At 66.5% G+C, this 23,620-nt stretch carries 20 protein-coding genes; 11 read left to right on the forward strand and 9 right to left on the reverse strand.

All coding sequences use genetic code 11. The features are described from left to right. Positions 1-24: 24 nt before the first annotated feature. The 3 genes from KBW95_RS07375 to KBW95_RS07385 form a co-directional block, all read right to left on the reverse strand. Positions 25-294, reverse strand: coding sequence for a hypothetical protein (locus tag KBW95_RS07375; RefSeq protein WP_211524407.1), 270 nt, complete (start codon positions 292-294; stop codon positions 25-27). 61 nt (positions 295-355) lie between these two features. Next, a complete protein-coding gene (locus KBW95_RS07380) occupies positions 356-2,752 on the reverse strand; it encodes a TonB-dependent receptor (protein ID WP_211527853.1) in 2,397 nt (798 codons plus the stop codon). A 102-nt stretch (positions 2,753-2,854) separates the two neighbouring features. Then, positions 2,855-3,682, reverse strand: a complete 828-nt coding sequence (locus KBW95_RS07385; protein WP_211527854.1) for a PhzF family phenazine biosynthesis protein — start codon at positions 3,680-3,682, stop codon at positions 2,855-2,857. A 127-nt stretch (positions 3,683-3,809) separates the two neighbouring features. Between KBW95_RS07385 and KBW95_RS07390 the strand changes: the two genes are divergently transcribed. Beyond that, on the forward strand, positions 3,810-6,974 hold the full coding sequence (locus KBW95_RS07390) for an error-prone DNA polymerase (RefSeq protein WP_211527855.1): 3,165 nt from the start codon (positions 3,810-3,812) through the stop codon (positions 6,972-6,974). Between the two features lie 6 nt (positions 6,975-6,980). On the opposite strand, the gene KBW95_RS07395 is transcribed toward KBW95_RS07390, so the two are convergent. Then, positions 6,981-8,204, reverse strand: coding sequence for a YaiO family outer membrane beta-barrel protein (locus tag KBW95_RS07395; protein ID WP_211527856.1), 1,224 nt, complete (start codon positions 8,202-8,204; stop codon positions 6,981-6,983). Positions 8,205-8,260: 56 nt separating this feature from the next. Next, complete coding sequence (locus KBW95_RS07400; RefSeq protein ID WP_211526989.1) at positions 8,261-8,515, reverse strand: hypothetical protein; 255 nt, start codon at positions 8,513-8,515, stop codon at positions 8,261-8,263. Here KBW95_RS07400 and KBW95_RS07405 point away from each other — a divergent pair. Both KBW95_RS07405 and KBW95_RS07410 read left to right on the forward strand, forming a co-directional pair. Continuing rightward, the gene (locus tag KBW95_RS07405) at positions 8,430-9,458 is read left to right on the forward strand and encodes a LacI family DNA-binding transcriptional regulator (RefSeq protein WP_211526986.1); all 1,029 of its coding nucleotides are present in this window, start codon (positions 8,430-8,432) and stop codon (positions 9,456-9,458) included. The two genes, KBW95_RS07400 and KBW95_RS07405, sit on opposite strands and share 86 nt — an antisense overlap. A gap of 236 nt (positions 9,459-9,694) precedes the next feature. Then, a complete protein-coding gene (locus KBW95_RS07410) occupies positions 9,695-10,831 on the forward strand; it encodes a choice-of-anchor E domain-containing protein (RefSeq protein ID WP_211527857.1) in 1,137 nt (378 codons plus the stop codon). 381 nt (positions 10,832-11,212) lie between these two features. Here KBW95_RS07410 and KBW95_RS07415 read toward each other — a convergent pair whose 3' ends face one another. Continuing rightward, complete coding sequence (locus KBW95_RS07415) at positions 11,213-11,452, reverse strand: hypothetical protein (protein ID WP_211526984.1); 240 nt, start codon at positions 11,450-11,452, stop codon at positions 11,213-11,215. 199 nt (positions 11,453-11,651) lie between these two features. Here KBW95_RS07415 and KBW95_RS07420 point away from each other — a divergent pair, with 199 nt between their 5' ends. The 3 genes from KBW95_RS07420 to KBW95_RS07430 all read left to right on the forward strand — a co-directional run bounded on the left by KBW95_RS07420 (position 11,652) and on the right by KBW95_RS07430 (position 14,652). Beyond that, on the forward strand, positions 11,652-12,437 hold the full coding sequence (locus tag KBW95_RS07420) for a hypothetical protein (RefSeq protein WP_211526983.1): 786 nt from the start codon (positions 11,652-11,654) through the stop codon (positions 12,435-12,437). Between the two features lie 71 nt (positions 12,438-12,508). Further along, positions 12,509-12,754, forward strand: coding sequence for a hypothetical protein (locus tag KBW95_RS07425; RefSeq protein ID WP_211526982.1), 246 nt, complete (start codon positions 12,509-12,511; stop codon positions 12,752-12,754). A 380-nt stretch (positions 12,755-13,134) separates the two neighbouring features. Then, positions 13,135-14,652: a BCCT family transporter gene (locus tag KBW95_RS07430; RefSeq protein WP_211527858.1), complete on the forward strand. Its 1,518-nt coding sequence runs from the start codon at positions 13,135-13,137 to the stop codon at positions 14,650-14,652. A 15-nt stretch (positions 14,653-14,667) separates the two neighbouring features. Here KBW95_RS07430 and KBW95_RS07435 read toward each other — a convergent pair whose 3' ends face one another. From KBW95_RS07435 to KBW95_RS07445, 3 genes are all read right to left on the reverse strand, one after another. Beyond that, positions 14,668-16,374 carry a methyl-accepting chemotaxis protein gene (locus KBW95_RS07435; RefSeq protein ID WP_229429601.1) on the reverse strand — a complete coding sequence of 569 codons (1,707 nt, stop codon included), beginning with the start codon at positions 16,372-16,374 and terminating at the stop codon, positions 14,668-14,670. 150 nt (positions 16,375-16,524) lie between these two features. Continuing rightward, complete coding sequence (locus KBW95_RS07440; protein WP_211527859.1) at positions 16,525-17,553, reverse strand: M48 family metallopeptidase; 1,029 nt, start codon at positions 17,551-17,553, stop codon at positions 16,525-16,527. Between the two features lie 7 nt (positions 17,554-17,560). Then, the gene (locus tag KBW95_RS07445) at positions 17,561-18,754 is read right to left on the reverse strand and encodes a YjgN family protein (protein ID WP_211527860.1); all 1,194 of its coding nucleotides are present in this window, start codon (positions 18,752-18,754) and stop codon (positions 17,561-17,563) included. 216 nt (positions 18,755-18,970) lie between these two features. On the opposite strand from KBW95_RS07445, the gene KBW95_RS07450 reads away from it, so the two are divergent. From KBW95_RS07450 to KBW95_RS07470, 5 genes are all read left to right on the forward strand, one after another. Beyond that, positions 18,971-20,653 carry a CTP synthase gene (locus tag KBW95_RS07450; protein WP_211526978.1) on the forward strand — a complete coding sequence of 561 codons (1,683 nt, stop codon included), beginning with the start codon at positions 18,971-18,973 and terminating at the stop codon, positions 20,651-20,653. Next, complete coding sequence (kdsA, locus tag KBW95_RS07455) at positions 20,650-21,504, forward strand: 3-deoxy-8-phosphooctulonate synthase (protein WP_211526977.1); 855 nt, start codon at positions 20,650-20,652, stop codon at positions 21,502-21,504. The genes KBW95_RS07450 and kdsA overlap by 4 nt, the downstream gene beginning before the upstream one ends. A 73-nt stretch (positions 21,505-21,577) precedes the next feature. Then, positions 21,578-22,861 (forward strand): phosphopyruvate hydratase, encoded by a 1,284-nt coding sequence (gene eno, locus KBW95_RS07460; RefSeq protein ID WP_211526976.1) that lies wholly within the window; start codon positions 21,578-21,580, stop codon positions 22,859-22,861. Between the two features lie 36 nt (positions 22,862-22,897). Next, a complete protein-coding gene (ftsB, locus tag KBW95_RS07465) occupies positions 22,898-23,245 on the forward strand; it encodes a cell division protein FtsB (protein WP_211526975.1) in 348 nt (115 codons plus the stop codon). A gap of 17 nt (positions 23,246-23,262) precedes the next feature. Next, entirely contained in the window at positions 23,263-23,544 is a 282-nt protein-coding gene (locus KBW95_RS07470) for a DNA-binding protein (RefSeq protein WP_211527861.1), read from the forward strand. Positions 23,545-23,620: the final 76 nt, after the last annotated feature.

A 23,620-nucleotide genomic window follows, 5' to 3' on the forward strand; every position in this document is an offset into this window, starting at 1 on the left:
GAAGCGGACCGGATGATCTCGCGATCAGTCGGCGGAGAGGCCTTTTTGCAGCAGCTCGGCCACGAGCTGGTTCAGCTCGACGCCGCGCTCCTTGCTCAGCTTTTGCAACTGCTGCACCAGCTCGCCGTTGAGCTTGACGGCAAACGGCACCAGTCCCAGCGCGCGCTCGCGCTCGCGCTGTTCGCGGCGGTCGGGCGTAGCCGCCTTGGCCGCTGCGCCAAAGGCGGCGCCCTTCGCATTCATCTGATTCATCAATTTTTTGGCATCGCTCTTTGCCAGGTCGGTCTTTTTCATCGTCAGTCCTTAATAAAAAAGGCTCCGCAAGCGGAGCCTCTGGATGTCATGCGAAGCCGGTTCAGAACTTGTGCGACAGGCGGGCGAACACCGAAGCGCCGTTCAGGCCGAACTGCACGCTCTCGTACTTGAAGCCGTTGTCGGTCTCGTTCGGATCCTGCGCCGTCGGCTTGACGTCGAAGATGTTGGTGCCGCCGACGGTCAGCTTGGTCTTGTCGGTGAAGGCCCAGGTGAAGGACAGGTCGGCCGAGGTCTTGGCGTCATACTTCTGGTTCGGCACCGGCGGGCCCGAGAAGGTGCCCAGGGTCTGCGGACCGAAGTGGATGATGCGCAGCGAGGTCTCGAACTTGTTCAGGCTGTAGTCGAAGCCGAGGGTGGCCTTGCGGCGCGGCGCGCCTTCTTCGATGAACAGGCGCTCGCGCTCGGACAGCAGCACGTCCTCGAAGCCCGCGAATGCGGCCGGGGCTTTCACGTTCTTGACTTCGGTCTTGCTGAAGTTCAGCGCCAGGAAGGTGCTCAGCTTGCCCGCGCCCAGGTCGGCGCGGTTCGACACGGTCAGGTCCAGGCCCTGGGTCTTGGTGTCGACCGAGTTGACGAAGAACTGCGCCTGGTCCACGCCCAGCTGCTGCAGGGTGGCGCCCAGCGCAGGATAGTTCTCGGCGTCGAAGCGGCCCGTCAGCACGATGCGGTCGTCGATGTCGATGCGGTACAGGTCGGCCGTCACCGAAGTCGACTGGGTCGGCGACCAGGTGATGCCCGCGGTGAAGCTCTTCGATTGCTCATCCTTGAGCTGCGGGATGCCGGCGGCATTCGCCACCGCGCCGCCGTTCGGCGCCAGCACCACGTCCACCGCCTCGCCGCTGACGAAGTCGGTGAAGGTCGACGAGAAGTGGACCTGCTGCAGCGACGGCGCACGGAAGCCGGTGCTGGCCGAGGCGCGCAGCAGCACGCTCGGCGTCACGCGGTAGGAGCCGGCCAGCTTGCCGGTGGTGGTCGAACCGAAGTCCGAATAGCGCTCGTGGCGCAGCGCGGTCTGGACCTTGAAGCGGTCGCTGACGTCGGTCTCGATGTCGATGTAGGCGGCGCTGCTGTGGCGGTCGCTGTCGGTCGCATCGCCCGGCTGGAAGCCCGGGAAACCCTGGCTGCCCGGTGCGCCGCCGAAGTTCAGGCCGTCGGCGTCGATATAAGAGCCCGGCTCGCCGGCGAAGATCTTGTAGTTCTCGCGGCGGTGCTCCAGGCCGAAGGCGACGTTCATGCCGTTCAGGACGCCGTTGTAGAAGCGGCTGAAGTCCAGGTTGGTGGTCGCCTGGCGGAACGAGAAGCCGCCCGCGTCGAAGGCCGAGGCGCTGCGGCCCGGACCGCCGGCAAGCAGGTCCTGGTTGGCGATCGAGGCGTTCAGGGTGTTATTGATGTTGTACATCAGGCGGTTGTAGCCGTAGGTCTGCGACAGGTCGGTGTTCCACTCGCCCATTTGCCAGCGGTAGCCCACGGTGCCCCAGCGGTCGTCGACCTTGCCGTCGATGAAGGGAACGAAGCCGTTCGGGTACATGGCCGCCGAGTTACGGCGCGGAATATCGTCCGAGCCCACGCCTTCGCGCGCCCAGGCCGCCGACGAAGCGTCGCGCTTCTGCGCGCCCGCGGTGAAATACAGCTTGCCCGGACCAGTCGGGAATTCGCCGTTCAGGTAAAGGGTCTGGTTCTCGGACTTGGTGTCGCCGATGATGCGCGGATTGCCCGGCTCCGAGCGGTTCGAGCGGCCGCGGTCATACCATTCGCCGGTGATGCCCAGCACGCCACCCGCCACGGCCACGCCGCAGTAGGCCGAGGCCAGCCAGTTCTCGCCGTCGCCTTCGGTGTACTGGCCGTAGCCCAGCACCGATTCGCAGCCCAGGTTTTTCTTCAGTTCGATGTTGATCACGCCCGCGATCGCGTCCGAGCCGTATTGCGCGGCGGCGCCGTCGCGCAGCACCTGCACGTTCTTGATCGCCAGCAGCGGGATCGCATTCATGTCGGTGCCCGTGTTGCCGCGGTTGCGCGCGCCGAACAGATTCACCAGCGCCACGGTGTGGCGGCGCTTGCCGTTGACCAGCACCAGGGTCTGGTCCGAGCCCAGGCCGCGCAGGGCGGCCGAGTCGATCAGGTCGGCGCCGTCCGCGCCGGTCTGGCGGGTCGAGTTGAACGAGGGCGAGATGTTGGTCAGCGCCTGGGCCAGGTCGAACTGGCCGCCTTGTTCGGCGGCCTTGGTCATGGGGATGAAGTCGACCGGCACCGGGGTGTCGGTGGAAGAGGCGTTGCCGACACGGCGCGAGCCGACCACGCTGACGGTGGCGACGTTCTCGGTGCTGGCTGCCGGCGCTGCGCTTTGTGCGAAGGCGGCGGCGGGAATCAGGGAGGCAAGGGCGGCGCCGCCGTACAGGGCAAGTAGGAGCGACTGGGGAATCAGTTTGAGTTTGAGCACAGATTTTCTCCGGGGGAAAATTGAATACTAATCAATTGACCCTTTAGTCACCATGGCTCTGTATCGTTAACACAACGTTGTAATGATATAACTTCAAATCATTCAACCAGCATGGAGAAAAGCCGCTTCGCTGCCTGCCGCTTCGACCCTCCCGCCAACCAGGACCACGTCGTCGGCGTAGCGGGTGCGGATCAGGCAGCTGCGCCCGGTCGCCCGGCCTTGCAGCAGGGTGATCCCCTGTTCCAGCAGCGCCGTCAGCGCGCCGGCCGCGACGCCGGTGGCGCTGTCTTCCAGCGCGTGGTCGAGGTGGTTGAAGTTGCGCCCTTCGTAGCGTCCATCCGCATGCCGGCAGTACACGTACATGCCGTTCACGCCGGTCTCCCTGCTCCAGGCGGTGATGGCGGCGAGGTCGGGAACGAGTGCGTGCAGGCTGTCCGCGTCCTTCACTTCCACCAGCAGCTTCGGGCTGCCGATCGAGGTCGCGCGCGGCGTCGATGCGGTCACCAGGTCCGGCGCCGCCAGCAGGCGCGCCAGCTGCGCGCCGTCGAGTGCGGGCTGGGCCGCTTCCTGCACTTCCATTTGCACGAAATAGCCGCCGTCCTCGCGCACCAGTCCCAGGCGCTGGCCGCGCATTGCGGTGCGCACCGCCAGCATCGCCGCCTCGGGAGCGCGCGCGAACAGCACCTGGGCCACCGCCAAGGTCGCGTGCACGCACAAGGGGCTGCGGGCGTGGGGATAGAAGTAGTCGACCACGCCCGCGATGCCCGCAACGCCCGGTTCAGCGGCGGGATCGATCCAGACGCAGGTGATGTTGCGCTCGCGTGCGAAGGCCGCGCGTTCGGCCTGGCCGCGTGGATCGTCTTCGATCACCAGGGCAGGGTTGCCGTCGCCGGGGTGTTCGCCGAAGCAAAGCAGGGCATGGATCCGCATCGTTCTCTCTTGCTGTGTGTCCTTGGTCGGTTATACTGTATATTCATACAGTATTGCTGTTTTGCCTAAGGATTGTAGCCCAGCCGTGCCAGAGCCGCCGACCACCGCCGATTTTTTCTCTCCCGCAGTGCAGACGCAGGTTCTGCCGCAATATGCGGAGCTGTTCTGCATGTCGAATTTCTCGTATCTAGAGGGCGCCTCGCACGCCGAGGAACTGGTGATGCGCGCGGTGCAGCTCGGGTACTTCGCGCTGGCCCTGACCGACGAATGCTCGCTGGCCGGCGTGGTGCGCGCCCACGGCGAAGCGAAGAAGACCGGCCTGCCGTTGGTGATCGGCGCCCACTTCCACCTGAAGCGGCGCGACGGCAGCCCGGCCCTGTCGCTGATCCTGCTGGCGCAAAACCGCAACGGCTACGGCAACCTGTCGGAACTGATCACCCTGGGCCGCATGCGCGCCGCCAAGGGCGAGTACTTCCTCACGCCGGACGACCTGGCCGAACCCGGCGTGGAACACGCGCACCTGAAGCACATGCCCGACTGCCTGGCGATCCTGCTGCCGGCCTATCCCGGGCACGAGGCGCAGGACGTGGACCGCCTGCACGCGCAGGCCGCATGGATGGCCACCACCTTCCCGGGCCGCGCCTGGCTCGGATTGACCCTCCTCCACCGCGCCTTCGACGAAGCCCATCGCGCCACGGTGGAGGAGGTGGGCTGGCAGCACGGCTTGCCGATCACGGCGCTGGGCCAGGTCGTGATGCATGTCCGCTCGCGCAAGCCACTGCAGGACACGCTCACCGCCACGCGCCTGGGCAAGCCGGTGGCCGAATGCGGCTACGGCCTGGCGCAGAACGCGGAGCAGCACCTGCGCGCGCGCCTGCGCCTGGCCAATATCTACACGCGCGAGGCCCTGGCCGAGACGGTGCGCATCGCGCGCCTGTGCACCTTCTCGCTGGACGAACTGCGCTACGAATATCCGGACGAAGTGGTCCCGCCCGGCCATACGGCCAGCAGCTACCTGCGCGCGGAAACCTATATCGGCGCGCACCGGCGCTTCCGCGAAGGGATTCCCGCCAAGGTGCAGGCCCAGATCGAGCACGAGCTGTCCCTGATCGCGGACATGAAGTACGAGCACTACTTCCTGACCGTCTACGACATCGTGCGCTTCGCCAGATCGCAGAACATCCTGTGCCAGGGGCGCGGCTCGGCCGCCAACTCGGCGGTCTGCTACTGCCTGGGCATCACCGAGGTCGATCCGGCGCGCGCCAGCCTGCTGTTCGAGCGCTTCATCTCGAAGGAGCGCAACGAGCCGCCCGACATCGACGTCGACTTCGAGCACCAGCGCAGGGAAGAAGTCATCCAGTACATCTACGGCAAGTACGGGCGCGAACGCGCGGCGCTGGCGGCGGTGGTGATCAGCTACCGTCCCAAGAGCGCGCTGCGCGACAGCGGACGCGCGCTCGGCATCGACCTGGCCATCGTCGAGAAGGTGGCCAAGACCCACCACTGGTTCGACAGCCGCGCCGACCTGCTCGGGCGCCTGGCCGAAAGCGGCCTCGATCCCGAAGCGCCGCTGTCGCAGCAATGGGCCACCCTGGCCCAGCAGCTGCTCAACTTCCCGCGCCACCTGTCCCAGCATCCGGGCGGCTTCGTGATCGCCCAGGGCAAGCTGTCGCGCCTGGTGCCGATCGAGAACGCGGCGATGGAAGAGCGCAGTGTGATCCAGTGGGACAAGAACGACCTGGAGGAACTGGGCCTGATGAAGGTCGACGTGCTGGCGCTGGGCATGCTGTCGATGATGCGGCGCGGGCTGGAACTGGTCGGGCAGCGCTACGGCGACGTGTTCGAGATGCAGGACATCCCGGCCGACGATGCCGCCACCTACGACATGATCTGCGCGGCCGACACCGTGGGCGTGTTCCAGATCGAGTCGCGCGCGCAGATGAGCATGCTGCCGCGCATGCAGCCGCGCCGCTTCTACGACCTGGTGATCGAAGTGGCGGTGGTGCGCCCCGGCCCGATCCAGGGCGGCATGGTGCATCCTTATCTGCGGCGGCGGCAGGGACTCGATCCCGTGCACTATCCGAGCCCGCAGATGAAAGTGGCCCTGGAGCGCACCCTGGGCGTGCCGATCTTCCAGGAACAGGTGATGCAGGTGGCGATCCTGGGCGCCGGCTTCACGCCGGGCGAAGCGGACCAGCTGCGGCGCGCGATGGCGGCCTGGAAGCGCAAGGGCGGCCTGGAGCAGTACTACGAGCGCATCGTGGGCGGCATGCTGGAACGCGGCTACGAGCTGTCCTTCGCCGAATCGATCTTCAGCCAGATCCAGGGCTTCGGCGAATACGGCTTCCCCGAATCGCACGCGGCCAGCTTCGCGCTGCTGGCCTATGCCAGTTCCTGGCTCAAGTGCCACGAGCCGGCGGCCTTCCTGTGCGCGCTGCTCAACAGCCAGCCGATGGGCTTCTACAGCCCCTCGCAGCTGGTGCAGGACGCGCGCCGCCACGGCATCGAGGTGAGGCCGGTGGACGTGGCGATCAGTGGCTGGGATTCGGCGCTGGAGGAACTCGACCCGGTCGACCGCTCGCGCCAGCCGGCGGTGCGCCTGGGACTGTCGCTACAGCGCGGATTGAAGCACGAAGTGGCGGAGCGTATCGAGGAAGCGCGCGCCATCCGGCCTTTCGAGAGCGTGGCCGACCTGGCGCGGCGCGCGCGCCTGGACCGGGGCGACCTGCAGGTGCTGGCCGGCGCCAACGCGCTGCGTTCGCTGGCCGGGCACCGGCGCGAAGCCCTGTGGCAGGCGGTGGGCGCGGCGCCCGACCGCGACCTGCTGCGCCCGACCACGGTGCAGGAAGAAACGCCGCAGCTGGCCGCGCCCTCGGAAGGCGAGGAAATCGTGGGCGACTACCGTGCCCAGGGCCTGACCCTGGGCCGCCATCCGCTGGCGCTGCTGCGCGAGCAGTTGCTGGCCAGGCGCTTCATGCCGGCCTCCACCCTGATGGACTACCAGAACGGCCAGCTGGCGCGCGCCTGCGGCATGGTGACGGTGCGCCAGCGCCCCGGCACCGCCAAGGGCGTGCTGTTCATGACCCTGGAGGACGAGACCGGCAACGTCAATGTGATCGTCTGGCCCTCGCTGGTGGAGCAGCAGCGGCGCGAGGTGCTGAACGCGCCGCTGCTCGGCGTGTACGGCATCTGGCAGAAGGAAGGGGAGGTGCGCCACCTGGTCGCCAAGCGCCTGGTCGACATGTCGCACCTGCTGGGGCGCCTGCATGCGCCCAGCCGGGACTTCTGCTGACCGGCTTTACCAGCGGCGGTAGACGGCGAAGTTCAGGCTGCGCTCGCGCGCGCTGCCACCGCTGTCACGGGAGAAGGCGGCGCCCACGCGCCCGCCCCAGTCGCGCGAAAAATAATGCACCAGGTTGACGCTGCCGCCGCCGGAGCGGGTGCGTCCGCCCGCCAGCGACAGCGGATCGTCGCTGCGGCCGCGGTTCACCGCCAGCTCCAGGTAGCTGTCGGCGTCGCCCTGGTAGTAGTAGCGGCCCAGCAGGCGGTCGCCCGAGCCGTGCGAGCCCGGCGCCACAATATTCTGGTGGCGCAGCTGGACGTACCAGTTGCCGCTGTACTTCGCCAGGCTCACGCCGTAGATGTTGACGCGCTCGCCGAAGCCGAGCACGTCGTCGCTGAGCGAGACTTCCCAGCCGTCACCCACCGCCTGGTACAGCTCGATGCGGCCGCTGTTGGCCGGGAACAGGCGCGCCGAGGGCGCACGCTGGTAGCGCAGGTTGGCGTAGGCGCCGTTCCATAATTTGGTGTAGGCGTCCAGCGCCCAGGCGTGGCCGGTCTGGGCGAAGCGCTGCGCGCGCAAGGCCTCGAAGCCGATCGAACCGAGCTTGCCATAATGGCGAATGCTGGCGGTCTGCTCGTTCCAGCGCGGGTTGTCGCCCAGCCTGGTCCAGGTCGAGGACAGGCCCGCCGCCCAGGCATAGCCTTCGGCGATGGCCGCATCGGGCGTGCCGGGACGCGGGCGCATCGCGGCCAGCATGGCGTCGACCTCGCCGGCATCGAAGCCCAGGCTGCGCGCACGCGCCAGGTCGGCCCGCGCATCGGCGGCGCGGCTGGCGGCGCGCAGGGCGCGGGCGCGCGCCATGTAGGCGTCGGGGGCGTCCGGCTGCAGCGCGATCGCGCGCGCATAGGCCTCGGCGGCTTGTTCCGGCCGGCCGCTCCACTGGTACAGGTTGCCCAGCGCCGACCAGACGTCGGCGTAGGCGGGCGAGGATGCCGCCGCCGCCCGCAGGTCGGCCTCCGCCTCGCTCCAGCGCTCCAGGCGCGTGAAGGCGATGCCGCGTCCCAGCAGCACGTCGGCATTGCCGGGCGAGCGCGCCAGCAGCGCGTCGTAGGCCGCCAGCGCCAGGGCCGGCTGGCCGCTGTTGGCGAGATCGCGCGCTTGCTTGTACTGCTCGTCGAAGGAAGGGGATGGTGCGGCGGGCTGGATGTCGGCGGGAGGCTGCTGGTAGTCGGCGGGCATGTAGAGTAGGTGCTTCTTGTCAATGCAGGCACTCTGCCCCAGGGGCGCGGGGAGCGTCAAGCGCAGCACGCATTCCGCGCCGCACGCGCGTCAGAAAACGGCATCTCACCCACCAGATATTGACAAGCCAAGCCAAAACGTGGCGCAATCCGGTGTTCTGGAAAGCAGGCGGCACGCTGGATGCGCCGGAACCAGATAACGATAAGAACGAGAAACAGGAAGAAGATGAGCAGAAGCAGCGGCGGAAAAGCAAGAGGCACGGGGCGTACCACGCTTGAACAGGTAGCGGCACTGGCGGGGGTATCGATCATGACCGCTTCGCGCGCGCTCAGCCAGCCGCAGCTGGTGTCGGAAGCGACCCGCGCCAAGGTCGAGCACGCGGTCGGCGAACTGGGCTACGTGCCCAACCGGGCTGCGCGCGCCCTGGCCTCGGCGCAATCGAATGTGATCGTGGTGCTGGTGCCCTCGCTGTCGAATGCCGTGTTCCCGGCGGTCCTGGACGGCATCCATGAAGCGGTCGGGCCCAGCCGCTACCAGCTCCTGATCGGCAATACCCATTATTCGGACGCCGAGGAAGAGAAGCTCCTGCGCGTCTACCTGCAGTCGAATCCGGACGGCATCCTGCTGACCAGCATCACGCACAGCCCGCCGGTGGCGCAGATGCTGGCCAGCTCGCGCGTGCCGGTGGTGTCGATGATGGACCTGGCCAGCGGCCCGGACGCCTTGTCGGTGGGCTTCTCGCAGCACGATGCCGGCATGGAGATGACGCGCCACCTGATCGGGAAGGGCTACCGCCGCATCGCCTTCGTCGGCGCCCAGCTCGACGAGCGCACCCTGCGCCGCGCCGACGGCTACCGCCAGGCGATGCAGGAGGCCGGGCTGGCCGATCCGCGCCTGGAGATCATGGTGCCGGCGCCATCCACCATCGCGCTCGGCGCCGAACTGATGGAGCAGATGCTGGCCACGGCGCCCGACTGCGATGCGGTCTTCTTCTGCAACGACGACCTGGCCCACGGCGCCATCTACTACTGCCAGCGGCGCGGCATCCCGGTGCCGGAAAGGGTGGCGATCTGCGGCTTCAACGACTTGCCGGCGTCGGAACTGATGGTGCCTTCGCTGACCACGATCGATACGCCGCGCTACCGCATCGGCTTCGAAGCCGCCAGCCTGCTGCTGCAGGTCATCGCGGGCAAGGCGCCGGAACAGAAGCGCATCGACCTCGGCTTCACCTTGCGCCAGCGCGAAAGCACCTGATGCCGATGCCGGCGCAACCCGGACTGCCGGCCTCTGGTACTTGCTTGTTAGAAATAAATTGTAACTGTCGGTAAATTTTACAAGCCTCCTTGTCAACCCGCTCCGCATAAATCAAAAAGTTAGCGTTATCAAAGGCTTGGCCAACTTGGCATGCTCCTTGCGTAAAGACGCGCAGTTCCAGCGATCGCGGGCCGTCGGCCCATGAGACGACTGGGATCTGACAACAAGGGATGAAAATGCTAAAGAGAACCATGCACCTGGCCATGCTATCGGCCATCGGTGCCGTGGCCATGCCTACGCTCGCCCACGCCACCCTCATCACGAGCTCGAGCAACACGTTCACGCTGAATCGTTCGGTCACCGATACCCTGGGCGCCAACAAGTCGGCATCCGATGGCGCCGTCGAACAGACCAACGTCAACCTGGGTACGACCAAGCTCGGGCAATTCAACAGCAGCACCGGTGTGCTGACCGGCGTCAACATTGGACTGAGCTCGACCTACAAGCAGACCAGCAGCGTGACCGCACCCGCGACCAATGCAGGCAGCAACGGGGGCAATGCCAATGCTTCCGGTACGGGCAGCAGCGCGATCAAGCTGACGGTGCCGACCGGGGTATCCGGCGCCGCCGCCAACCTGTCGGCGACCGACACCTGCGGCGGCAAGCCCAAGGAAGGCTGCAACAACGGCGCCACCTCGACCCCGCTCAATCACAACCTGACCATCGGATCGGCCAGCCTGAATGATTACGTCGGGGCGGGCACGGTCGACGTGAACCACACGGCGACTTCGCTGAAGGCCGAGACCACCCTGAACGGCTTCAACAGCCAGGCCAGCACGAACTCGACCCTCGACTGGTTCGGCTCGCTTACCGCCAACTACAGCTACCTGCTGCACGCGGAACAGTCCTTCGATCCCTGGGGCAGCAAGACGATGACCCTGGATTTCGGCTCGGTCTTCCAGGGCGACAGCGTGGCCGACCTGGTGTTCTTCTTCCACAACCTGGCGGGCGAGCGCGTCGGCATGAACATGACCGGCATCGCCGAAACCGGTGATCCCGACGATCAGTTCACGACCAATGTCGCCAGCGTCGGCACCCTGGCGGCGGGCACGAGCAAGCACTATGCGGCCAGCTTCCTGACGGACAAGGTGGGATCTTTTGGCGCGATGTACGAGTTCATCTTCGCCGACGCCGCGCCCGAAGGCAGCTATGCAGCGAGCACGCTGGGTTCCGGCTACAAGCTGACCTTGAACCTGAAGGGCAGCGTGGTCGAGCGTCCGGCCGACCCGGCCGAGGTGCCGGAGCCAGGTTCGTTGATGCTGCTGGGCATGGGGGCCGCCGCGCTCGGCCTGCGCCGCAAGCGCAAGGCCTGAACACCACCGCGCGATCATCCCTGCGCCTGCCATGTGCTTTACAAAAGCACATGGCAGGCGCTAATACCGTTCAGTTAGCGTATGAACGTCGTTCCGGCGAAGGCCGGAACCCAAGTTCTGCGTGAGCTATCGAAGCGCTTAACTTGGGCTCCGGCCTTCGCCGGAGCGACGGTTTTTCTGCTAACTGAACGGCATTACATGGCAGGCGCTTCATTCTGCTCGTCCAGATGGGCGCTTTCGCCTGTATGGGCATCATGGGCGTTGGCAGCTGCGGCAAGAGCGCAGCAGGCGCCAAGCGGGCGGCGCTGGATAAGCCTTCAATGTGCGCGACGATCCGGATACCCTGGTCGCGCGTATCCTGGCGAGTACGGCTGCCTGAATTCAGCGCGGAAGGGTCTGTTCCAGGAGCCTGGAAGCGGGGGCGATGAGCAGGACGCTCAGATAGCCCAGGAAGGAAAAGCAGCGCCACATGCAGGAAAAGCAGAAGGCGCACAGGATCCATTGGGCCAGGTTCTCCGGCAAAGGCAGTCCCGCCGACTCGAACACGAGCCGCGTCGATAGCACGGCCAGAACGGTCACCAGACCGCCGTACCACCACTGACTTTCCAATTTGGATCCCATTCGTCTCCTCCGGGCGAAAGACGTAGCCTACCACGGCTGAGTGGCTCAAAAGGTTGCACAAAACCACGCTTTTGTTGAAATTCCCCCCATCGGTGATGTGAGACTGCGGCCGGCGTCCGCTCTAGACTGCGGTTTTGCCGGTGGGCGCAGGAAACCAGACCCTTCCTGCGCGGCCGTCTTCACCAATTCCGGGGCCTCCATGAACACCATCCAACGCATCCTCCTGCTGACCGGCGCCTGCCTGTCGCTCAACGCCCAGGCGCAGTCCTTCGGCGACTTCCTGAAGAATTCCGCCGCCAATGCGGCGCGCGCCGCCGTGTCGGGCAACGTCGACCGCGCGGTCACCGGCGCCATCGACCGCGCTTTCCAGGGCAATCCGGAACAGGCGCAGGCACAGGCCCAGCCCCAGGTTCAAGCGCAGGCACAGGCTGCCCAGCCGGCCGACGCCGCCGCCACGGCCGCGGCGCCGGTGGCCGCCAAGCCGCCGCTGCCCGCGGGCTGCAAGCGCATGAAGGGCGCCAACCTGCTGCTCGGCCCCAGGCCGGACAGCTTCGAACCCGCCGGCCTGTGGCCGGAAAACACCCAGTGCCCGGTCGGCAGCTTCCGCGATTTCGAGTTCAAGCAGGCGCGTGAAGCCAAGTACGCCTTCCGCGAAGCCAGCAAGATCCGCTGCCACGGCTGCGAGGGCGGTTACGCGTTCGATGCCTGGGGCGGCCATTCCCTGATCAAGAAGGGGAGCGACTATTCGGTCGAGTTCCCCAAGCTGCTGGCAAGCCTGAAGCGCGGCGAGAGCGTGAGCTGGAAGGGCAACCAGTACCATGTGTCGATCACCAACATCGGCGACCATCCGATCGGCGACACGCCCTGCAAGCAGTTCCATTACGTGCTCAAGGACGCCGGCAAGCTGGTGTCCGAATACGACGGCATGTATTGCGAATACACCCGCCCCTACATCAGCAAGCCGACCTGGAACGAAGTCGTCTAAGGCGAACGCCGTCGCTTCGTGCTCTGTGCCACACTGGTCTTCCGAATCACCATCGCGGCAAGGAGCTCAGCATGACGAACGATCAGCAGAACAAGAACCTGCAGAACGGTCAGGTACAGGCGACCGACCTGCAAGGTCATCAGCAAGGCAACCAGCAGGGCGGCAATCAAGGCGGGCAGGGCCAGAGCGAGCAGAAGGCGCCCGAGGCGAAACCGGGCGACGTCGACGGCCTCAGGAACAAGAAGCCGGAAGAACTGACCCCGGAAGAGCTGCGCTTGATGGCCGACACCATGCCGGGCGAGGGGCCGGGCGACTGAATCCGCCCCCGCGCTCGTTGGCAACCGAATGCACCACATCGCCCGCACTACGCGGGCGTTGTCTTTTCACTCGTTCTTGCGCAGCTCCTCGACGAGGGCAGCGTCGTTACAGTTTCATACAGAGAATCTATATTTGTACAAATAAATTGTTTTCTGTATAATCCACCCGCTGGCCCCGCCAGTCTCTTCGCCACCCGGCGGCGCATCCATGTTCCGGCAAGCGCCTTCCCGTTGCTGCGGCCGCTCCTTAGCGCGCGCCGAACCGCAAGTGGCACGTACCAGCTTACCGATCGCCTTTTGCCCACGCCGGTTCACGGCATCGGCCAGCCCGCCGTTTGCCCGCCGTTCGCCGCAGCGGCGCTTGCTTCATCGAGGTCCTTATGCAAATGCTCTTTTCCGCAGGTTTCATTTTCCTGATCGTGCTATGGGGGATCGCCGCCCCCGAGCACATGGCGACGACGCTCGACGCCATGCTGGCGTCCCTGACCCGCAACTTCGGCTGGTTCTACCTCTGGGTCGTGCTCGGGCTGGTGCTGTTCGCCGCCTTCGTTGCGTTCAGCCGCTACGGCAACCTCAAGCTCGGCAACGAGGACGAGGAGCCCGAGTTCACGGTGGGCAGCTGGTTCGCCATGCTGTTCGCGGCGGGCATGGGCATCGGCCTGGTGTTCTGGAGCGTGGCCGAGCCGATTTCCCATTACGTGACGGCGCCCCCGGGCGTGACCGCCGGCACGCCGGAAGCGGCCAACGCGGCGATGCGCTACGTCTTCTTCCACTGGGGCGTGCATCCCTGGGCCGTGTACAGCGTGGTCGCCCTGGCGATCGCCTTCTTCCAGTACCGCCGGGCCGGCACGCCGCTGATCAGCACCGTGACCGATTCGCTGCCCTGGCGGCCCGTGCGCGCCATGTCGGGACTGTTCAACGTGCTGGCGGTGGTGGCCACCGCCTTCGGCGTCGCCTCCTCGCTGGGCATGGGCGCGCTGCAGATCAACAGCGGCCTGCACGCGGTCTTCGGCCTCGAGATCGGCGAAACCTGGCAGGTGGCGATCATCGTGGTCACCACCGCCGTCTTTGTGAGCTCGGCGGTGTCGGGGGTGGAGCAGGGCGTCAAGCTGCTGTCGAACGCCAACATGCTGCTGGCGCTGATGCTGGCGCTGGCCGTGTTCCTGCTCGGCCCGACGGTGGCGATCATCGACACCTTGACCAATACCCTGGGCAGCTATGTCAGCGACATCGTCCGCATGAGCTTGCGCGCCACGCCTTTCCGCGACAGTTCCTGGGTCGCGAACTGGACCATCTTCTACTGGGCCTGGTGGATTTCCTGGTCGCCTTTCGTCGGCCTGTTCATCGCGCGCGTCTCGCGCGGCCGCACGCTCAGGGAGTTCATCATCGGCACGGTGCTCGCGCCCTCGCTGGCGGCCTTCCTGTGGTTCTCGGTGTTCGGCGGCAGCGCGCTCACGATGCAGATCTGGCAGCACGTGCCGCTCGCCGAGACCGTCAAGTCCGACGTGGCGCTGGCGCTGTTCGACATGCTGCGCGCCTTGCCCTTCGGGCAGCTCATGTCGGTGGTGGCGACCGTGCTGGTGCTGGTGTTCTTCGTGACTTCGGGCGACTCGGCGGTGCTGGTGCTCGGCATGATGAGCAGCAAGGGCAACCCGAATCCATCCGGCCGGGTCAAGATCGTGTGGGGGATGCTGATCGCGGGGATCGCGATCAGCCTGCTGCTGGCGGGAGGACTGAAGGCGGTGCAGACCGCGACCATCCTGTTCGCGCTGCCGTTCGCACTGGTGATCGTGCTGATGGTGATTGCCCTGTGGCGGGCACTGCGCGAGGACTGGATCGTGGAAAACAGGCGCGAGAAGGAGATGCGCCGGCGCATGCGGGAGATCGTGTCCCGCTAGCGCCGGCGCCGAGGATCAGAACTGTTCCCAGTCTCCGTCGGCGGTGGCGGCGGTGGTCTTGGCCGAAGGACGCGTAGCCTTGGCCGGGGCAGGGCGCTTCAGCGCTGCGCTGGCGCGCAGGGCCGGCACGCCGGCTGCGGGGCGGGCTGCCGGAGCGGCAGGCGCGCGCTGCTCGTGTCCGAGCTTGAACACGTCGACCACCTGCGCCAGGCGCGCGGCTTCCTGCTGCAGCGCGCTGGTGGCGGCGGTGGCTTCCTCGACCAGGGCGGCGTTCTGCTGGGTCGCTTCGTCCATCTGCGACATGGCCTGGTTGACCTGGTCGATGCCCTGGATCTGCTCCTGGCTGGCCGAGCTGATCTCGCCCATGATGTCGGTCACGCGGCGGATCGAGCTCACCACTTCCTGCATGGTGGCGCCGGTGTGGTCGACCAGCTTGGCGCCGGCGTCGACCTTCTCGACCGAGTCGCCGATCAGCTGCTTGATTTCCTTGGCGGCCGAGGCCGAGCGCTGGGCCAGGTTGCGCACTTCCGAAGCGACCACCGCGAAACCGCGTCCCTGTTCGCCGGCGCGCGCCGCTTCCACGGCGGCGTTCAGCGCCAGGATGTTGGTCTGGAAGGCGATGCCGTCGATGACGCCGATGATGTCGACGATCTTGCGCGAGGATTCGTTGATCGAACCCATGGTCGCGATCACCTGCTCGACGGCGCTGCCGGCTTCGCTGGCCACGTTCGAGGCGGCGATCGCCAGCTGGTTGGCCTGGCGCGCGTTGTCGGCGTTCTGGCGCACGGTGCCGGTGAGTTCTTCCATCGAGGCGGCGGTTTCTTCCAGCGAGGCGGCTTGCTGTTCGGTGCGGCTGGAAAGGTCGAAGCTGCCGGCGGCGATCTCGCTCGAGGCGCCGCTGATGGCCTGGGTGCCGGTGCGCACTTCGGTGACGATGCGCGCCAGGCTGTCGTTCATGTTGCGCAGCGCGCGCAGCAGGGCGCCGGTCTCGTCGCCGCGCGCGGTCTCGATGCGGTGGGTCAGGTCGCCCGCGGCCACGGTCTCGGCGGCGCGCACGGCGTCGCGCAGCGGCACGGTGATCGAACGGGTCAGCAGCCAGGAGAACACGGCCCCCAGGGCCAGCGCGGCCGCGGCCAGCGAGGCGATCACGGCCTTGCCGCGGACGGCGGTGGCGTCGATCTCGGCGGCGCTGGCGGCGATGCGCTTGTGCTGCAGGTCGAGCAGGGTGCGCACCTGTTCCTGGTAGGCCTTGGCGGCCGGGGTGAACTGCTGTTCCAGGATCTGGTCGGCCAGCTCGACGTTGCCTTCGGCCTTGGCCTTGACGGCGTTGTCGCGCGCCGCGCTGTAGGCCTTGCGGTGTTCCTGGACCGCCTTGAACAGGGCGGTCTCGTCGTCGCCGCTGATCAGGGGCTCGATCTTCTTGATCAGCTCAGTGGACAGCTTGCCGGTGGCGGCGGCGTCCTGCTTGAAATAGTCGCCCAGCGAAGGATCGCTGCTCTTGACGATGGCGGCGGTGCGGCGCACGGCGGCGAAGATCTGGGTGTACCACTCCGCGATCATGCGCTCCTTGGCGATCGGCTGGGCGAGGATCTCGCGCGTTTCGTCGGCTACCTGATTGAGGCGCCAGACGCCGCTGGCGGCGATGACGACGGTCATCAGGAGGGTCAGGGCGAAGCCGGCCGTGAGCCGGGTGCCGATATTGAGCTTGTTGAAGTTGATCATGTTGGATGGCGGTGCGGATCCGGACCTCCAGGGACCGTTCGCACCTTGCCGCACAGGAAGTCGAAAGTCGCAATTATTGCCTAAGGGCAATATCGATGTGTGACTTTCGCCTTCGACTGTGGCGTTTCCAACACAAGATTGCCAAATTGCTCAGTCTTCCTGGGCTGCCTTGTGCAGGCGCGCCGCCCGTGCTGCGCTGGCCGGATGGGTCGAGACATAGCCTGCCGGGATGTCGATCCAGCTTTCCTCGGGCTCGTCCTTGCCCAGGTGTTCGAACACCTCGGCCATCGGCTCGAGGGAAATGCCGCGTGCGCGCAGGGTCTCGATGGCGAAGCTGTCGGCATCGGTTTCCATGGCCCGCGAGAACTTCATGTTCATCAGGAGGGCCGGTGCGCCGGCGGCGACGGCGCTGAAGTCGCCGAACAGGGTAGCCGACAGCGCGGCGGTGAGCGAGGCGCGGGTCAGCGAGCGCGCCGAGTGCCGCAGGCGCACGTGGCCGGCTTCGTGGGCGATGATGCCGGCCAGGGCGGCGGACGCGTAGTCGTCCAGCTCGTCCTCGCCGAGGATCATCTTGACCATCTGGTCGGTCAGGATGATGGTGCCGTCGGGCAGGGCCAGGGCGTTGGGGCCGAACTGCGCCGAATCGCGCACCAGCAGCCGCAGCTTCATGCCGGGCGGCGTCACCGACTGCTTGATGGCTTCCAGCTCGGCCAGGCGCTCGTCGCTGAAGCGCGAAGGCTTGATCATCTGCTGCCTTTCCAGCACGGCGAGGGCATTCGCGCCGAGCGACTGGTCGACCTCGGCCGGCAGGGCGGCCGCGATGCGTTCGCTGGCCGCGGGGATGCCCCATTTGACGGCGGCGCCGATCAGGAGCACCAGCAGCACCAGGCAGGCCAGCGCCGCGCCGGTGCGTTCCTGCCAGCGCTGGACGCGCGACTTGCGGTAGCCGAGCGTCTCGGCCAGCCAGCCCCGGCCCGCGGCATCGTTCACCTCGCAGCGGGCGCCGTCCGGCAGGTAGAGCACGGCGGGCGCGCCGGCGAAGGGTTCGGCCAGCGCGACGCCGGACAGGGGATAGCTGCGCTCGACCGCGCCGCGCAGCAGCAGGGCGCCGTCGTTCGCGGCGAGTTCGACTTCGTGGAGGCGGGCGCTGAGGCCGTCGAAAAAGAGTGCGTTGGTCATCAAGTCCTCACCAGGAAAGGTCGATCCCGAGGGCGTCGCTGGCGCCGTCGCCGGCCGCGTTGCGGCGGCCCTGCGCGGCGCGCGCCATGGCCTGTTCGAAGCCTTCGTCGAACTCGACCTGCAGGTGCCGCAGCCGGAAGCGATGCACGGCCACCACGGCGAAGGGGCGGTAGAGGCCGAGCGTGAGCAGGGTCAGCACCGCGTTCTTCGTCTGCAGCAGCATGAAGCCCTTGGCGGGCAGGGTGGAGCGGATCCGCACACCGGGGAAACTGGTGTTCGACCAGGCCAGGTTGCCGATGCGGGCCTGCATGTAGGGCCCGGCCATCAGGTAGCTGATATAGGCGATCACGATGCCCAGCGCCATGGGAAGGAAGGTGGCGGCCGCGGCGCCGAGGGACTTCTTCTCGAGCAGGGCGATCCCGAAGGCCGCCGCCATGCCGATCGCGATCACGGCGCCGAAGAGGCTCAGGCCGGCGATCAGGTAGGGGCGGTAGAAGCGCCATGCGCTGAGTTCGTAGCGCGAGTGCTGGTCGCCGAACAGCAGGTGGCGCTGCTGGTAGTTGCGTGCGCGGCCATGCATCAGCGGCCAGGCCAGCAGGAGCAGGAAGGGCGCGCCTGCCAGCGCGGGCTGTTCCGGATAGAGCGCCAGCAGCACGGTAGGAAGCAGGAAGACGGCCAGCGGAGGCAGGTAGGCCAGGTAGGCTGCGCCGACGCCGCCGCCGAAGCCCAGCCACAGGCCGCGGTACTGGGTGTTCGACAGGCGGAAGCGCAGGGCGCCGCGCAGCAGGTAGGGCATGGCCAGCATGACGAAGGCCATCACCGCGACGCCCACCTGGAGCGAGAAGCCGAACGCATATTGATAGGCGACCAGCAGGACGAAGGCCAGGATGCGGCCGCGCAGGACGGCCTTGGGATCGCCGCGGAAGTCGAAGCAGGCGCCGGCCAGCTGGGTGTTGCGGTCGAAGTATTGCAGGCGCCGGACCTTGGCCCAGGCCGAGTACAGGCCGAGCGTTGCCAGGGTGAGCAGCAGGTTGATCACCCAGATGCGGAAGTATTCCTTGCCGCTGCCGGTGAAGAGCGGGACGTGGACCTGCGGCGCGGGTGCGGCGGCTGCGGGCGCAGGCTCGGCGGCGGCGGGGACGACGGGAGGCGCCGCGGCCGGAGGCGCTGCGGCGGAAACGACATCAGGTGCGATGGACATGACTACCCGGGAAAAAGACGAGAGCAGCCATCATATGCACAATCGGCTCGATAATAAAGTATTAATGCATGTTGGATGAAGGCATGACTCCGGGCGTCTTCTTTTTATGACGAGCGGCCCGCGCCGGCCAGGAAGTTGGCTGCTTGGACAGAAGTATTTGCAGGTTTAAGGTATAATTTCAATTTCCCGCGCGTGCCGTCCGGCACTTTCTGCACAATGACCAAATTTGTCTTCGTCACTGGCGGCGTCGTGTCTTCCCTGGGCAAAGGGATCGCGGCCGCTTCCCTCGCCGCGATCCTGGAGAGCCGCGGCCTCAAAGTCACCATGCTCAAGCTCGACCCGTACATCAACGTGGATCCGGGCACGATGAGCCCCACCCAGCACGGCGAAGTGTTCGTCACCGACGACGGCGCCGAGACCGACCTGGACCTCGGCCACTACGAGCGCTTCATCAGCACCCGCATGAAGAAGGTGAACAACTTCACCACCGGCCAGATCTACGAATCGGTGATCCGCAAGGAACGCCGCGGCGAATACCTGGGCAAGACCGTGCAGGTGATCCCGCACATCACCAACGAGATCCAGGACTACATCCGCCGCGGCGCCGAAGGCGTGGACGTGGCGCTGGTCGAGATCGGCGGCACCGTGGGCGACATCGAATCGCTGCCCTTCCTGGAAGCGGCGCGCCAGCTGTCGCTGCGCCAGGGCCGCAAGGGCGCGGCCTTCGTGCACCTGACCCTGGTCCCCTACATCTCGTCGGCCGGCGAACTGAAGACCAAGCCGACCCAGCACAGCGTGCAGAAGCTGCGCGAGATCGGCATCTCGCCGAACGCGCTGCTGTGCCGCGCCGACCGCCGCATCCCGGACGACGAGCGCGCCAAGATCTCGCTGTTCGCCAACGTGGAAGAGCAGGCCGTGATCTCGGTGTGGGACGTGGACACCATCTACAAGGTGCCGCAGGTGCTGCACGACCAGGGCCTGGACGACATCATCTGCGAGGCGCTCGGCATCGAGGCGCCGAAGGCCGACCTGTCGATGTGGACCAAGCTGATCCACACCCTGGAAAACCCGAAACGCGAAGTCACCATCGGCATGGTGGGCAAGTACGTCGACCTGATCGAATCGTACAAGTCGCTGACCGAGGCGCTGCGCCACGCCGGCATCCACACCGAAAGCCGGGTCAACATCGAATACCTCGACTCGGAAGAGATCGAAAGCAAGGGCTGCGATCACCTGGCCAAGTACGACGCCATCCTGGTGCCGGGCGGCTTCGGCAAGCGCGGCGTGGAAGGCAAGATCCAGGCCGCCCGCTATGCGCGCGAGAACAAGATCCCTTACCTGGGCATCTGCCTCGGCATGCAGGTCGCGCTGATCGAGTACGCCCGCCACGTGGCCGGCCTGCCGAACGCGAACTCGACCGAATTCGACCCCGAGACCGACCAGCCGGTCGTGGCCCTGATCACCGAGTGGCAGAACCACGACGGCAAGGTCGAGAAGCGCGACACCAACTCCGACCTGGGCGGCACCATGCGCCTGGGCGCGCAGACCTGCGCGGTGAATCCAGGCACCCTGTCGGCCGAGATCTACGGCAACGTGGTGACCGAGCGCCACCGCCACCGCTACGAAGGCAACAACTTCTACCTGCCGAAGATTGAAGCGGCCGGCCTGGTGGTCGCGGCGCGCACCCCGAACGAAGACCTGCTGGAAATCATGGAGCTGCCACGCGATGCGCACCCGTGGTACGTGGGCGTGCAGTTCCACCCGGAGTTCAAGTCGACTCCGCGTAACGGCCACCCGCTCTTCACCTCGTTCATCAAGGCCGCCCTGGCGCACCAGTCGGCCAACACCAACGTGGCGGCGAACGCACAAGCGCCGGCACTGCAAGGAGATGCAGCATGAAACTCGCCGGATTCGACGTCGGCCTCGACAAGCCAATCTTCCTGATCGCAGGCACCTGCGTGATCGAATCGCGCCAGATGGCGATCGACACCGCCGGCACGCTGAAGGAAATCACCAGCGCGCTGGGCATCCCGTTCATCTACAAGTCGTCCTTCGACAAGGCCAACCGCTCGTCGGGCAAGTCCTTCCGCGGTCCGGGCATGGAGAAGGGCCTGGAGATCCTGGCCGACGTGCGCAAGGAAATCGGCGTGCCGGTCCTGACCGACGTCCACACCGAAGAAGAGATCCCGGTGGTGGCCAGCGTCGTCGACGTGCTGCAGACCCCGGCCTTCCTGTGCCGCCAGACCGACTTCATCAACGCCTGCGCGCGTTCGGGCAAGCCGGTCAACATCAAGAAGGGCCAGTTCCTGGCTCCGGGCGACATGAAGAACGTGATCGACAAGGCACGCGCCGCCGCGCGCGAAGCGGGCCTGCCGGAAGATAACTTCATGGCTTGCGAACGCGGCGTCTCCTTCGGCTACAACAACCTGGTCTCGGACATGCGTTCGCTGGCCATCATGCGAGAATCGAACTGCCCGGTGGTGTTCGACGCGACCCACTCGGTGCAGCTGCCGGGCGGCCAGGGCACCTCGTCCGGCGGCCAGCGCGAGCACATCCCGGTCCTGTCGCGCGCCGCCGTGGCGTCGGGGATCGCCGGCCTGTTCATGGAGACCCACCCTGATCCGGCCAATGCGCTGTCGGACGGCCCGAACGCCGTCCCTCTCGGCCGCATGAAGGAACTCTTGACTACCCTCGTCGAGATCGACCGCATCGTCAAGAAGACCGGCTTCCTGGAAGCGGACTTCAAGTAACAGCATCTATGGTGCGCGCCCTGCGGCTAGGCGCGCACCGTCACGTCTTTCATACCTTTCGGAGATTGTTTACATGAGTGCTATTGTTGATATCATCGGCCGCGAAATCATCGACTCGCGCGGTAACCCGACCGTCGAGTGCGACGTGCTGCTGGAATCGGGCGTGATGGGCCGCGCCGCGGTGCCGTCGGGCGCCTCGACCGGCTCGCGCGAGGCGATCGAGCTGCGTGACGGCGATCCGAAGCGTTACTTCGGCAAGGGCGTGCTGCAAGCCTGCGAAAATATCAACACCGAGATCTCCGAAGCGATCATGGGCCTGGACGCCAACGAACAGGCTTTCCTGGACCGCACCCTGATCGATCTCGACGGCACCGAAAACAAGAGCCGCCTGGGCGCCAACGCCATGCTGGCCGTGTCGATGGCCGTGGCCAAGGCAGCCGCCGAGGAAGCCGGCCTGCCGCTGTACCGCTACTTCGGCGGTTCGGGCGCGATGCAGATGCCGGTGCCGATGATGAACGTCATCAACGGCGGCGCGCACGCCGACAACAACCTGGACATCCAGGAATTCATGATCATCCCGGTGGGCGCTCCGTCGTTCAAGGAAGCCATCCGCTACGGCGCGGAAGTCTTCCACACCCTGAAGAAAATCCTGCATTCGAAGGGCCTGAGCACCGCCGTCGGCGACGAAGGCGGCTTCGCTCCCTCGGTCTCCAGCCATGAAGAAGCGATCAAGCTGATCATGCAGGCGATCGAGCAGGCGGGCTACGTGCCGGGCCAGGACATCGCGATCGGCCTGGACTGCGCCGCGAGCGAGTTCTACAAGGACGGCATGTACCACCTGGAAGGCGAGGGCCTGACCCTGTCGGCACAGGACTTCACCAACATGCTGGCCACCTGGTGCGACCGCTACCCGATCATCTCGATCGAGGACGCGATGCACGAAGGCGACTGGGACGGCTGGGCGATCCTGACCGCTGCCTTGGGCAAGCGCGTGCAGCTGGTGGGCGACGACCTGTTCGTCACCAACACCAAGATCCTGAAAGAGGGCATCCAGAAGGGCATCGGCAACTCGATCCTCATCAAGATCAACCAGATCGGCACCCTGACCGAGACCTTCGCCGCCATCGAGATGGCCAAGCGCGCCGGCTACACCGCCGTGATCTCGCACCGCTCGGGCGAGACCGAAGACTCGACCATCGCGGACATCGCGGTTGGCCTGAACGCCCTGCAGATCAAGACCGGCTCGATGTCGCGTTCGGACCGCATGGCCAAGTACAACCAGCTGCTGCGCATCGAGGAAGACCTGGGCGACGTCGCCACCTACCCGGGCCGCGACGCCTTCTACAACCTGAAGTAATCACCGCTGGCCGGCCTTGCGGCCGGCCTTCCGCTCATGCGCCTGATCACGATTACCCTTGCCGCTCTGCTCCTGCTGATCCAGTACCCGCTCTGGATCGGCAAGGGCGGCTGGCTGACCGTGGCGGACATGCGCGGGCAGGTCGAGGCCGTGCGCCTCAAGACCGAACAGCTCAAGGCGCGCAATGCCAAGCTCGAATCCGAAGTCCGCGACCTGAAAGAGGGAACGGGCGCGGTCGAGGAACGCGCGCGCTACGAGCTGGGCATGATCAAGCAAAACGAAATCTTCGTGCAGGTGCTGCGCAAGGACGAGCAGCCCGCGGTCTCGATGACCGTGCCGCCGCCGCCGCCCGCGCCGAAGGACAAGGACAAGCCGAAGCACTAAGCGCTTCGCCTCCCCGCATGACTTCCTCACATTCCCCTATCGATCCCGCTGCGCTCGATTCGCTCGACGCCATCGCGGACTGCCTGGCCGAGGCCTTCGAAGACGGCGACGGCCAGCTGATCGCGGCCGCGCTGCTGGCGGTATCGCAGTCGCCGGCGCTCCCCGGCCTGGCGGCCGCCGTCGGCGTGTCGCGCGAGCAGCTGCAGGCCGCACTCGCCTCCGGCGAATTCGACCTCGATCTCACCCTGGAGATCATGAAAGTGGTCGATCTTCATATGTCGGGCGGCAAGGCCGGCTGAACGGCTGTCTCCAGGCCGGTTGAACGCGTCGGGGGGGCGCGCGCCCCCCCCCCCCCCCCGGGGGGGGGGGGGGGGG

The sequence above is a fragment of the Massilia sp. ZL223 genome (assembly GCF_018119395.1).
Taxonomy (GTDB): Bacteria; Pseudomonadota; Gammaproteobacteria; order Burkholderiales; family Burkholderiaceae_D; genus Telluria.